The 12,207-nt window shown below is 52.5% G+C and carries 12 protein-coding genes; 5 read left to right on the forward strand and 7 right to left on the reverse strand.

All coding sequences use genetic code 11. The features are described 5' to 3' along the window. Positions 1–165: 165 nt before the first annotated feature. Together ACX9GT_RS16685 and ACX9GT_RS16690 are read right to left on the reverse strand one after the other, a co-directional pair. Positions 166–2,229 carry a right-handed parallel beta-helix repeat-containing protein gene (locus tag ACX9GT_RS16685; protein WP_473187819.1) on the reverse strand — a complete coding sequence of 688 codons (2,064 nt, stop codon included), beginning with the start codon at positions 2,227–2,229 and terminating at the stop codon, positions 166–168. A gap of 66 nt (positions 2,230–2,295) precedes the next feature. After that, a complete protein-coding gene (locus tag ACX9GT_RS16690) occupies positions 2,296–3,870 on the reverse strand; it encodes an MFS transporter (protein WP_473187820.1) in 1,575 nt (524 codons plus the stop codon). A gap of 448 nt (positions 3,871–4,318) precedes the next feature. Between ACX9GT_RS16690 and ACX9GT_RS16695 the strand changes: the two genes are divergently transcribed. The 5 genes from ACX9GT_RS16695 to ACX9GT_RS16715 all read left to right on the forward strand — a co-directional run bounded on the left by ACX9GT_RS16695 (position 4,319) and on the right by ACX9GT_RS16715 (position 8,114). Beyond that, positions 4,319–5,485, forward strand: coding sequence for an oligogalacturonate lyase family protein (locus tag ACX9GT_RS16695; protein WP_473187821.1), 1,167 nt, complete (start codon positions 4,319–4,321; stop codon positions 5,483–5,485). 26 nt (positions 5,486–5,511) lie between these two features. Then, on the forward strand, positions 5,512–5,835 hold the full coding sequence (locus ACX9GT_RS16700) for a cupin domain-containing protein (protein ID WP_459401992.1): 324 nt from the start codon (positions 5,512–5,514) through the stop codon (positions 5,833–5,835). Positions 5,836–6,057: 222 nt separating this feature from the next. Further along, positions 6,058–6,687, forward strand: a complete 630-nt coding sequence (gene yfcG / locus ACX9GT_RS16705; protein WP_473187822.1) for a GSH-dependent disulfide bond oxidoreductase — start codon at positions 6,058–6,060, stop codon at positions 6,685–6,687. Between the two features lie 116 nt (positions 6,688–6,803). After that, complete coding sequence (gene folX, locus ACX9GT_RS16710) at positions 6,804–7,181, forward strand: dihydroneopterin triphosphate 2'-epimerase (protein WP_473187823.1); 378 nt, start codon at positions 6,804–6,806, stop codon at positions 7,179–7,181. Positions 7,182–7,208: 27 nt separating this feature from the next. Beyond that, complete coding sequence (locus tag ACX9GT_RS16715; protein WP_473187824.1) at positions 7,209–8,114, forward strand: TIGR01777 family oxidoreductase; 906 nt, start codon at positions 7,209–7,211, stop codon at positions 8,112–8,114. 17 nt (positions 8,115–8,131) lie between these two features. Here ACX9GT_RS16715 and hisP read toward each other — a convergent pair whose 3' ends face one another. The 5 genes from hisP to ACX9GT_RS16740 all read right to left on the reverse strand — a co-directional run bounded on the left by hisP (position 8,132) and on the right by ACX9GT_RS16740 (position 12,072). Then, entirely contained in the window at positions 8,132–8,905 is a 774-nt protein-coding gene (hisP, locus tag ACX9GT_RS16720) for a histidine ABC transporter ATP-binding protein HisP (RefSeq protein WP_459401988.1), read from the reverse strand. Positions 8,906–8,922: 17 nt separating this feature from the next. Then, positions 8,923–9,630: an ABC transporter permease gene (locus ACX9GT_RS16725; protein WP_473187825.1), complete on the reverse strand. Its 708-nt coding sequence runs from the start codon at positions 9,628–9,630 to the stop codon at positions 8,923–8,925. Next, positions 9,627–10,313, reverse strand: coding sequence for a histidine ABC transporter permease HisQ (locus tag ACX9GT_RS16730; protein ID WP_473187826.1), 687 nt, complete (start codon positions 10,311–10,313; stop codon positions 9,627–9,629). The genes ACX9GT_RS16725 and ACX9GT_RS16730 overlap by 4 nt, the downstream gene beginning before the upstream one ends. A 96-nt stretch (positions 10,314–10,409) precedes the next feature. Next, a complete protein-coding gene (gene hisJ, locus ACX9GT_RS16735; protein WP_473187827.1) occupies positions 10,410–11,192 on the reverse strand; it encodes a histidine ABC transporter substrate-binding protein HisJ in 783 nt (260 codons plus the stop codon). A gap of 307 nt (positions 11,193–11,499) precedes the next feature. Further along, positions 11,500–12,072 carry a UbiX family flavin prenyltransferase gene (locus ACX9GT_RS16740; RefSeq protein WP_473187828.1) on the reverse strand — a complete coding sequence of 191 codons (573 nt, stop codon included), beginning with the start codon at positions 12,070–12,072 and terminating at the stop codon, positions 11,500–11,502. Positions 12,073–12,207: the final 135 nt, after the last annotated feature.

Below are 12,207 nucleotides of genomic sequence, written 5' to 3' on the forward strand. Positions count from 1 at the left end.
TGGCAATCAATAAAATTGAAACAATGTTTTGATTTTTGTGAAAGGTATTTTTCATTTATTTGATGGCGATCGACATAGTAGTGCAGATTGTGGCTCCTGTCTGCCTAACGGAGCCACGGAAACGCGGAAATTATTGGCCTGCCATAAAACGAACCCGGTGCACTGCTATTTGTTCTCTGCCAAGATAAAGGCGTTATTCCCGGCGATCTGGCCCACGACGGCATCAGCATATTCCCCCGGCTTGGTGCGCAGGGAGACATTGCCGCTGAACACGCCCTGTTTTTCCTTGGTGGTATAGGGGCCAGGGCGGAAAATATAGTTAAACCGATGATTATCAATGGCGGTATTGTTAGTGAGCTGCAATGCCCCAGGATTAAAGTTGTCGGTAAATCCATCCATGCCGTTCTCTATGGCAATACTGCCCGAAACCTGATGATCGACCGGTAACCCTTCGCCGCCCAGTTTGAAACCATTATTGACGTTACGCAGCGCAACGCTGTTTTCAATAATCACCCGCCCGTTCGGGCCATCCTCAATCTTGTTGAACAGATCGAAACCGTCATCCACGTTATCGTGCGAGAAACAAGCCACCAGCCGGTTACCCTCGCCCACACGCATTTTGACGGCAAAACCATCGGCATTGATCAAGCCGGGATCTTTGTTACCGTAGGATTCCGCACGGGAAATCAAATTATGGCTGGCCCACAGCGGCCGATCGGTATCAGCCGGAGAAGAGACAATGATGCCGGTATCATCGGTATGATGCGCTACGACCCGATCGATACGGTTATGGCTACCGGCAATTCTGAAACTCTTCTCGGTCACCGTAATCCCCTGGATGTCCCAATAGCTGGCATCCAGATTCAGCCCATGCAGCACCACATTACGCCCCAACGGTCGGAGTTTTTTCAACTGCGCGGCGGTTCCGCTGGCGGAAGCTGGCAAGACGCTGTGCGGATAATCGCCCTCCGCCAACCACAGCACGCCACCTGGAGCCAGCGCTTGCGCTGCCGTGGCGAGATCGAGCGGATGCTGCTGGCTGCCATCGTTGTCAGCCTTACCCTGCGCAGAAACATACAGGTTGCTGGCATCGGCATAGCCGATTTTGCGCACTTCCAAGTGGTTATCGAGGGTGCTGTCGTTTTGCGTAGTGAAGCGGTAATCCAAGCGAGTTGTCGGCTTGGTCAACGGGATATTCAGCGCCAGCATTTCACCCGGCTGTACGGTACGTTCACTGGCCACGACGATGCCGTCTTTGCTGACGGTCAAGGTGCCCTTCTCGTTGCTGCGCAGTTGGAAAACATAGTCATCCGTGGCAGCTATCGCTGCTGAAGCCACTTCAATTTGTGTCGCTGGCGTTTTAGCGACGAACTTCTCCGCCACAGGCAGATCGCTCTGACTCAGCGTCAGGCTAGCCTGATTCACGGTGATGCGCGCGTTACGCGAAGCAAAGAAACCGACGTAATAGCCATCAGGTTCCAGCACGCTGACACGATGCGCATCTCCGGCCGTCTGGCTGATCCAGTTATCACTGCCCTCTGGCGCATAGGCCGCGATAAAACCTTCATCGGTGCGAGCCAAGCGTAAACGGAAACGGGGCGTTTTCTTGAGATCGATCTCCGGTTGGTAGCCTGCACGTTTGATCTCAATACCGGCGTTGCCCCAGGAATTGATCACGCCGTTACGCGAGATCATCGTCATCTTGACCCGGTGGTGGTCTTTTTTATCCTGCGTCATGATGGCATTCATCACCATGTTGGCCGCGGCTGGAAACTCTTCATATCCCGGCTGCACTTTTTCCAACCGTGGCTTACCGAGAATATCGCGGATCAACAATCCGGCCCCTTCCTGCCCGGCAGGTAACGCACCGCTTTCCGGGCCAAACTGATCGACCGTAATGTCCGCCTCCAGCAGCACATTAGCGCTGGCAGGAATACGCGTGTAATAGAACGTTAACCCATCGTGGCTGTTGCCGATCTTGCCGCCACGGCTTTCGACGTGGAACGGCGTGCTCAACGGCCCGGCCAATAATGGCTGGCCATTAGCCAACGTTACCTGATTAGTGCCCACCTTACCCGGCAACACGTTGGTAGCAAAGTTGACATCGGTTGACTGGCCAAAAGCGATCGCCTGCCATACCAATTCATTAGGAGCGGGCAATGACGCGGCCCCACTGCTGTTGCAGATGCTGACCAGAGCAAGGCATAACGACAGAGGAACGTTCTTCATTTCCCTTTCCTTTTATTACCTTCCTGCCCAAATGCAGGAAGGTTTCATCAATGAATCGTGGCAACATCAGGCCTGTGAGACGGCTTCACGCACGCTGGCTTTCACTTCAGGGACAATATTCATCTTCTGGCAGATCTCGCTGTTGCCCCAGCATTGTTCATAAGGCAGGCCCACCAGCTTTTCGATCACTAGGCGCACTTCGGGTTGAATATCGCCAAGCTTGCCACCGGCTTTGATTCGCGCAACTTCATCTAAAACCACACGATGGGTTTGGCGATTCAGCGTCATCTGGCCACTAAAGACGATCGCCACCAATGCCAGCATGATCACGCCAGCAAAGAACACCCAGGAGATCGCTGTGATGGCAGTTTCCGGCTGAGTATGGGATTTCGACTGGAAGCCGTAGTAGCTGAGGATCGCCCCCATGGTGAAGACGATGATTGAGCGGACAATTTTGCCAGAGAAGGTCATGGCACCCGCGTAGATCCCTTCACGGCGGCGGCCGGTAAACACTTCATCCACATCGGCCAGGAAGGTATATACCGTCCAGGGAATGTAATACACCCCGCCAGTACCCAGGCCAAAGATCACGGTCACCCCGATGATGGCAGCCGTCGCATAATGCGCTGGCAGGTTGAAGAAGCGCAGCAGCGAATAACAGCAGACGGCAAAAATAACGATAGCGAGCGCCCAACTGTACGGTTTGCTGAAGCCTTTTTTCACACACAGACCAATAAACAGTGCCGTGGAGAATAACTGCAACATGGCGTTCAGGCTGTTCAGCCCGGCAAGAATCGCCGGATCGTATTGCAGCACGAAGATCACGAAATAGGTAAAGACAGAGGCGAACAGCCACTCGGCACCAAAGCCGAACAGGTACATGCCCAAATGCTTGCGGAACACCCGCAGATAGAAAGTGGATTGCATATCTCTGGCCAGAGAGATCAGCGTGTTCAGCAGCGATTTCTTCTGCTTAACAACCGCGACCCCTTCATCTTTTCGCTCCCAAGAGAACAGATAAAGCACGCCAACAGCAATAAACAGAATCACGCCGTAGGTGATACCGGTATACAGGAAAGGCTGCGCTGACTCTTTACCGTAGATCAGGATGAATTGCCCAGGAATGAACGCGGCCAGGAAATTGGCCATCTTGCCGAAAATCGCTTTGTAGCCGGTAAGCTTGGAGCGCACGGCAAAATCATCGGTCATTTCGGTGGCCAATGTTTCATAAGGCACCATCACCGAAGTGTAGATCAGTTCAAAAATCACATAAGTGGCGAGGTAGTACCAGAAACCGAAACCTTCTACCCACAGCAGAGGGTAGAAAATCATCAGCGGTGCGCCAATCAACACAAAGAAACGACGCCGACCAAAACGTTTGCCAAGCCAGGTATGACCGAAGTTATCGGTCAGATACCCCATCACCGGGTTACTGATCGCATCAATAACGCTGGCCACAGAAAAGATAAACGACGCTTCCAACAGCGTCAGCCCACAAAATGTGGTGTAAAAATACAGTAACCAAGCTCCGCTGATTGCCAGAGCACCACTGCCCAACAGGTTGCCACCACCATATGCCAACTGGTGCCCCAGCGTGACCGCCCGACCTTCTCCCAAAGGCTTAATACTCGTTGTTCTCATCTACCGTCTCATTTCGTTACTAAAAATGAACTATTATTTCATTTTTTTAGGAATGATGTTTTATACTGGTCAGCGAACGATATTGATGTGACAGAAATCACAGAAAAAAAGTAAGGGTAATCAACTGCGGCGTTTTTAAGCGTGAGCAGCATCCGGCTACAGCCCCTTCTCTGGGCGATGTTGGTTTTCCCAACCGTAAAGTGGCTTACGCTGAATAGCGGCACAGAATGCACAGTTATGCACCCGCAAACCATGATGCAAACGGGTATCTTGAGTAAAACGGCGAGAGAGAAGCAATTTATGCGATGCCGGTCGCATAAATCACCCGTATGGGTTGGCCTGCTGCGTCACTTTGATATCATTTTTCTAATTTAATGAAACAACGTTTTAGTAATTAAGGAACTGTTCAGTCTCTGGCGGTTCATCAATCAGTTTAAGGGAGGCCATCGTGGCTAAAGGTTCAATCCTCGAATTCAATTTTCACCGTTCAACCGATGCGAGTACCGGCGCACAAATCACTCGCTTAACGCCGCCAGACGTACTGTGCCACCGGAATTACTTCTACCAGAAATGCTTCACCAATGACGGGCGCAAGCTGTTGTTCGCTGGGGAATTTGACGGTAACCGTAACTATTACCTGTTGGATCTGGAAAAACAGCAGGCAGTTCAACTGACCGAAGGCACAGGCGACAATACGTTCGGGGGTTTCTTATCGCCAGACGATCGTTTCCTCTACTACGTGAAAAATGAACGCGAGCTGCGCCGGGTTGAACTCAGCAACTGCCATGAGCAGACGGTTTATCAGGTGCCTGAAGAGTGGGTAGGTTACGGTACCTGGGTCGCCAACAGCGAATGCACCAGTCTGGTGGGCATCGAAATCGATCGCAACGACTGGGAACCGCTGACCGACTGGAAAATTTTCCACACCTTCTTCACCAAGAATCCGCGTTGCCGCCTGCTGCGTGTCGATCTCCATAGCGGCGACTCACGCGTGATCTATCAGGATAACGTCTGGCTGGGCCACCCGATTTATCGCCCTTACCACGATAACTGCGTTGCCTTCTGCCACGAAGGCCCGCACGATCTGGTGGATGCTCGTATGTGGCTGATCAATGAAGACGGCACCAATATGCGTAAGGTGAAAACCCACGCCGAAGGTGAAAGCTGCACCCACGAATTCTGGGTACCAGATGGTTCAGCATTGATGTACGTTTCCTATATGAAAGGCCAGCAGGATCGCAACATTTACCGTTTCGATCCAGAAAGCGGCGTGAATGAAATTGTGATGAGCATGCCAGCCTGTTCTCACCTGATGAGCAACCACGACGGTAGCATGCTGGTGGGTGACGGTTCTGCATCCCCAGTAGATATCAAGGATTCCGCGGGTTATACCATCGAGAACGATCCTTGGCTTTACGTGTTTGATGCCAAGAATAAGCGCCAGGCTCGTCTGGCGGCGCACAACAGTTCATGGCGCGTGTTGAAGGGCGATCGTCAGGTCACGCACCCGCATCCTTCCTTTACGCCAGACAACCGCCAAGTGCTGTTTACCTCAGATTTTGAAGGTGAACCCGCACTCTATCTGGCCAAATTGCCTGAAAACCTGTTTGCTTAATTACGGTTTATTACTGAGGAAAAGTCATGTTCATCTACAAACAAGAATGCGCGCTTGAGGACTTGGGGAACGGCATCACGCGGCGTATTCTCGCTCACGGCGGAACCATGATGGCAGTGGAAGTCAACTTCAGCAAAGATGCCGTCGGCACGCTGCACAGCCACCCGCACGAGCAGCTGACTTACGTGCTGTCTGGCCGCTTCAGCTTCACCATTGATGGTGTCACTAAAGAGGTCAGTGCCGGGGATACTCTGTACAAAAAGCCTGACGTCGTACACGGCTGCGTCTGCCTGGAAGCTGGAACGCTGCTGGATACCTTTACTCCGCAGCGCGCAGACTTCCTGAGCTAAGCCTTTCCTTCAATCCCCGGTGCGGAAGTACCGGGGATTTCTACTTCATGCCCCCCGTTTCCGCTGCCGCCTAATCCATCTTACTGGTACACATTCCCCACGGCCTGCTCTTGTTCAGCACTATTATTCTTTAATAGGAAATCTGATATCTCTTTGTCTGCGGCGCAGACCGCAGTAATGTACGTGTAATAACTTACAGATCACTTTGTCGCAGGATAAATTATGATTGACCTGTATTACGCGCCGACTCCTAATGGCCACAAAATTACTCTGTTCCTTGAGGAAGTTGGCCTACCCTACCGTATCCACCGCGTCAATATCAGCGCTGGTGCTCAGTTCCAACCGGCGTTTCTGGCCATCTCTCCCAACAATAAAATCCCGGCCATCGTCGATCAGCAACCGCTTGACGGCGGTGCCCCGATCAGCCTGTTTGAATCAGGTGAAATCCTGCTTTATCTGGCGGAGAAAACCGGCAAACTGCTGAGCAAAGGGCTGCGTGATCGCGCAGCAACGCTACAGTGGCTGTTCTGGCAGGTGGCCGGATTTGGGCCCATGCTCGGCCAGAACCATCACTTCAACCACTACGCCCCACAGCCGGTGCCTTACGCCATCGAACGTTATCAACAGGAAACCAAGCGCCTGTATGCTGTGCTGGATACCGAGTTGCAAAAGCATCCTTACCTGGGTGGAGACAACTACAGCATTGCTGACATTGCCACTTATCCTTGGGTTGTTTCTCACCCCCGCCAACGCATCGATCTGGCTGATTACCCGGCGGTACGTAATTGGTTTGAACGTATCAGCAACCGACCAGCCACCAAGCGTGCCTACAAGCTGGCAGAGCAGGTTTAACCGATTTACTGTGAGCCACCTCCCTGTGGCTCTGTTTAACCGTTTGGCTGCGTTACCATTTCTTTAGTTTCCGTGTATTCTGGGGGGCAAACATTCAGACCTCTGGAGAATCTCTGATGCCGTCTAACCAACCCGATGCCGTTATCCGTATTAAAAACCTGCGGTTACGTACCTTCATCGGTATCAAGGAAGAAGAAATCAATAATCGTCAGGATATCCTGATCAACGTGACGATCCATTACCCGGCGGATAAAGCGCGTAACAGCGAAGACATTGACGATGCGCTGAACTACCGCACCATTACCAAGGCGATCATTCATCACATTGAAGGTAACCGCTTCGCTTTGCTGGAAAAATTAACTCAGGATGTGCTCGATATCGTGAAACAACATCCCTGGGTAACCTATGCTGAAGTAGAGATAGATAAATTGCTGGCTCTGCGTTACGCCGATTCGGTTTCTATGACCATGAGCTATCGCCGCCACACAGCATAATATCCACACCGCTCAGGGAGGCCGACTATGCGGATCCTGATTACCGGCGCTACAGGGCTGATTGGCAGTAGCCTGACTCGACAACTGCTGCACCTTTCGCATGAGATTACCGTGCTGACACGTGATGTAAAACGTGCGCAGGCTAAGTTTGGCGAGCAGGTCAGCTATTGGCCTTCACTCAGCGATCAACACTCTCTGGATGGCTTTGATGCCGTCATCAATCTGGCGGGTGAGCCCATTGCCGACAAACGTTGGAACCAGGCCCAGAAAGACCGCCTGTGCCATAGCCGCTGGGGGTTGACCGAACGGCTGGCGGCGCTGATCAACGCCAGCGCCACACCGCCTGCGGTACTGATTTCAGGATCTGCCGTCGGTTATTACGGCGATCAGGGCCAGGCGGTGGTGACCGAAGATGAAACCCCGCACGATGAATTTACCCATCAGCTCTGCCAACGTTGGGAGGCACTGGCGCTGCGGGCGCAAAGCAGCACCACCCGCGTCTGCCTGCTGCGTACCGGTGTAGTGCTGGCCCCCAAGGGTGGCGCGCTGGCCAAAATGCTGCCGCCTTTTCGCATGGGCCTTGGCGGGCCGATCGGTAATGGCCGCCAATATCTGCCCTGGATCCATATCGACGATATGGTTAACGGCATCATTTACCTGCTGGATCACAGCAACCTGCGCGGCCCGTTCAATATGGTCGCACCTTATCCGGTGCATAATGAACAGTTCGCTGCAACCTTGGCCAACGTGTTGGATCGCCCGGCGTTTCTACGCGCACCCGCGTTCGTCATGCGGCTATTAATGGGGGAAGCAGCGGTGCTAGTGTTGGGCGGCCAGCGCGCGGTGCCCAGAAGGTTGGAAGAAGCGGGTTTCAGCTTCCGCTTCTTTGAGCTGGAACAGGCGCTGGATGATGTGATCAACCAGCAGGCCTAGAGTGATATGCGGTGCCCTTACTTAAGGGCACCTGAGAGGAATTGCTGCAAACGCGGGCTTTTCGGATTACCGAAAACTTCAGCCGGTGGCCCCTGTTCTTCGATTAATCCCTGATGCAGGAAAATCACATGGTTCGATACGTGGCGCGCAAACTCCATCTCATGCGTTACCACCACCATGGTTTTACCCTCTTCTGCCAGTTTCTGCATGATACGCAACACTTCGCCGACCAACTCGGGATCTAACGCGGAAGTCGGTTCGTCAAACAGCAACACCTCCGGCTCCATCGCCAATGCGCGCGCAATCGACACACGCTGCTGCTGGCCGCCGGAAAGGTGTACCGGATATTTGCCCCGCGCACGCTCGTCAATGCCCACCTTATCCAGATAACGCACCGCACGCTCGCGCGCCTCTGCCTTGCTCAAACCCAACACCTGCACCGGCGCTTCCATCACGTTTTCCAGCACCGTCATGTGGCTCCACAGGTTGAAATGCTGAAAGACCATGGTCAGGCGGGTACGCAGCAATTGCAGTTGTTTCTTATCGAACACCTTCAACTGGCCGTCTTTGTCGCGCACCATGCGGATATCTTCATTATTCAGGCTGATCGAACCTTCACTCGGTTTCTCAAGGAAGTTAATACAGCGCAGAAAGGTACTTTTACCCGAACCGGAAGAACCGATAATGCTGATCACATCCCCCGCATTGGCCGCCAGGGAAACCCCTTTCAGCACTTCATGGTCGCCATAACGCTTGTGCAGTTCGGTGACGGCTAATTTATTTTCAGACATGGTGTTATTCCCGTCAGTCATCGATGAGTTACGTGTGCCATCCAGCGTTTCTCTGCCTTACGGAACAGGCTGATCAACGTATAGGAGATAATCAGATACAACACCGCGGCAATGCCGAACGCATAGAACGGCTGATAGGTTGCCGCATTGATATCACGGGCAATCTTCAGCAGATCCGGTACGGTGGCGGTAAAGGCCAGCGCCGTTGAGTGCAGCATCAGAATGACTTCGTTGCTGTACGCCGGTAATGCGGTGCGCAGCGCCGAAGGCAAAATAATGCAGCGATACATTTTAAAACGCGAAAAACCATAGGCATTGGCCGCTTCAATTTCCCCGTGCGGCACTGAGCGAATGGCTCCGGCGAAAATCTCGGTGGTATATGCGCAGGTGTTGAGCGTCAACGCCAGAATGGTGCAATTCAGCCCACTGCGGAAAAACGCATTGAGGAATTCGGTCCCACGCACAATTTCCAGGCTGTACATGCCGGAGTAAAACACCAGCAACTGCACATACAACGGGGTGCCACGGAAGATATAGGTATAAAACCACACCGGAAGGCGCAGCCAGGGAAGGGAAGAAACCCGCGCCACCGCCATCGGGATCGCCAGCAATCCCCCCATCGCCACCGATGAAATCAGCAGCCATAACGTAACCGCGACCCCGGTAAAACGATAGCCGTCACTCCACAACAGCGATTGCCAATACTGATGCAAAATATCGATCATAATTCGGCCCTTTTGACGCCCAATGAATAACGCCGTTCAAGCCACAGCAACACGCCGTTGGAAACGGTAGTGAAAACCAGATATACCACCCCGGCAACCAGAGCGTAGAAGAAAGGCTGATAGGTGCCTTTACCCGCCAACTGGGTTGCTTTTACCAGATCGTTCAGGCCAAGAATCGACACCAGCGCCGTGGCCTTCAGGATAACCTGCCAGTTATTACCGATACCGGGTAACGCGAAGCGCATCATCGCCGGGAACAGGATACGGCGGAAAATCTGGCTGCTGGAGAAGCCAAAAGCCGTTGCCGCCTCAACCTGGCCACGAGGCACCGCCATATAGGCACCACGGAAGGTTTCGGTGAAATAAGCGCCATAGATAAAGCCCAGGGTGATAATCCCCGCGCTCAGCGGATCGATATCAATCTGCGAGAAACCGATTAATTCAGTGAGGCTGTTCAGAGCAATCTGTAGGCCGTAGAAGATCAGCAACATCAACACCAGATCCGGCACACCGCGGATCAGGGTGGTATAAGCGCCGAATATCGTTGAGATAATGCGATTTTGTGAAAGTTTACCACCGGCGCCGATCAAACCAATCACCACCGCCAGCAAAACAGAACTGAGAGCCAACTCCAGCGTCACCAGAGCACCCTCGAATATCAATTGGGAATAGCCTTGCAGCATCTACTTCATCCTGTCGTTATGTGATCCCGAACACGACATGAGGCTTGAACGGGCCCGGCAAGCCGGACCCGCAGCCAGCATGATACGGGACGGGAATTAACCGCCGTAAACGTCAAAATCGAAGTATTTTTTCGCGAACTTATCGTAAGTACCGTCTTTGCGCATTTCAGCCAGCGCTTTATCCAGCGCAGCTTTCAGCTCGGTTTCATCCTTGCGTAACCCCATACCAGTACCCACGCCGAAGAATTTATCGTCTTTCACCGATTCACCGGCAAAAGCGTAATTCTTGCCTGGAGGCTGTTTCAGGAAGCCATCGCTACCCGCCACTTCATCCTGGAATGCCGCATCAATACGCCCGGATGCCAGATCGGCATACACCAGATCCTGATTCTGATAAGGCACTACCGTGACCCCTTTCGGCTGCCACAGAGCATTGGCGTAAGCTTCCTGCGTGGTGCCTTGCAGCACGCCGACGCTCTTGCCTTTCAGGGATTCAACATTTGGCAACAGCGTTGAACCTTTCGGGGCAATCAGCCGGGAGTTGGCCGCAAAAAGTTTGTCAGTAAAGGCAATTTCCTGCTGGCGCTTTTCGGTAATGGAGAGAGAAGAGATGATGGCGTCGATTTTCTTCGCCTTGAGAGAAGGGATTAGCGCATCAAAGTCGCTTTCCACAAAGGTACATTGGGTATTTATACGTTTGCATAACTCTTTGGCCAGATCGATATCAAAACCTACCAGTTCCCCTTGAGCGTTTTTAGACTCGAACGGCGCATAGGTTGGATCGGTGCCCACTTTCAGCGTTGACGGTATAGCCGCAAATGCACTGCCGATCGCGCTTAAAGCCAAGACTAAAGGAAGAATCAAAACCCGCTTTTTCATAAATTACCCTCAAATTGATTTTTTGATGCCGCTACAGGCTTTAGACTGCGTCCCACCAAAATCAATTTGCAGTAATCGTGCCACATTGGTTGTTACAAGACGGAGGGAACGACTCCGGCCCGTTGAAAACTGTTTCCTGGGACGATAACCGCAAAAATTGATCGGCCAGCACAGGCCGCGCCATGGTTAACCCGCAAAAAACCTAACCCTGAAACAGTGAGCATGGTGAAGCAGGATCATTATGGTGCATACTTCGCACTAAATCAGTGCTGAGTTGCACAAATGTATTAAATTAGATGCGAATTTGTTAATTGGCACCCTGCCAACGCGTAAATAAATCCTCTGGCAGCTCAATGCCGAACTGATCGACCACGCGGTTAACCGTCTGATCGATAATATCCTCAACGCTCTGCGGGTGATGGTAAAAAGCAGGCACCGGCGGCATGATCACCGCACCCATTTCCGCCGCCTGCGTCATCAGGCGCAAATGCCCAAGATGCAGCGGTGTTTCACGCACGCACAGCACCAAAGGCCGACGTTCTTTCAGCACTACATCAGCAGCACGCGTCAGCAAACCATCGCTGTAACTATTGACAATACCGGATAAGGTTTTGATTGAGCAAGGTAAAATTACCATTCCCAGCGTTTTGAAGGAGCCAGAAGAGATATTGGCGGCAATATCGCGCACGTCATGCACCACATCGGCCAATGCCTGCACATCACGCAGGTTCAGCGAGGTTTCCAGAGCCAATGTCTGCCGCGCTGCCTGACTCATCACCAAGTGGGTTTCCACACCTTCGACGCCACGTAATACCTGTAGCAAACGTACGCCGTAGATTGCGCCGCTGGCGCCGGAAATACCGATAATGAGTCTTTTCATGAAATGGGCCTCTGCCGGGGAATATTTGGTTAGAATAGTCGAATCAGCGCAGACTGTGCAGCAAGCTTAGTCGATTAGCAAGCTAAGGGAGATAAAGCGATGCACCGCGACGGACGCCACGGTGCACCTTTTTGG

Source organism: Serratia sp. YWN4 (genome assembly GCF_055790845.1).

Coding starts and splice junctions, on each gene's coding strand:
- ACX9GT_RS16690 (WP_473187820.1), bottom strand. CDS start 3,870: ATGAGAACAACGAGTATTAAGCCTTTGGGAGAAGGTCGGGCGGTCACG.
- ACX9GT_RS16700 (WP_459401992.1), top strand. CDS start 5,512: ATGTTCATCTACAAACAAGAATGCGCGCTTGAGGACTTGGGGAACGGC.
- ACX9GT_RS16715 (WP_473187824.1), top strand. CDS start 7,209: ATGCGGATCCTGATTACCGGCGCTACAGGGCTGATTGGCAGTAGCCTG.
- hisJ (WP_473187827.1), bottom strand. CDS start 11,192: ATGAAAAAGCGGGTTTTGATTCTTCCTTTAGTCTTGGCTTTAAGCGCG.
- yfcG (WP_473187822.1), top strand. CDS start 6,058: ATGATTGACCTGTATTACGCGCCGACTCCTAATGGCCACAAAATTACT.
- hisP (WP_459401988.1), bottom strand. CDS start 8,905: ATGTCTGAAAATAAATTAGCCGTCACCGAACTGCACAAGCGTTATGGC.
- ACX9GT_RS16740 (WP_473187828.1), bottom strand. CDS start 12,072: ATGAAAAGACTCATTATCGGTATTTCCGGCGCCAGCGGCGCAATCTAC.
- folX (WP_473187823.1), top strand. CDS start 6,804: ATGCCGTCTAACCAACCCGATGCCGTTATCCGTATTAAAAACCTGCGG.
- ACX9GT_RS16730 (WP_473187826.1), bottom strand. CDS start 10,313: ATGCTGCAAGGCTATTCCCAATTGATATTCGAGGGTGCTCTGGTGACG.
- ACX9GT_RS16685 (WP_473187819.1), bottom strand. CDS start 2,229: ATGAAGAACGTTCCTCTGTCGTTATGCCTTGCTCTGGTCAGCATCTGC.
- ACX9GT_RS16725 (WP_473187825.1), bottom strand. CDS start 9,630: ATGATCGATATTTTGCATCAGTATTGGCAATCGCTGTTGTGGAGTGAC.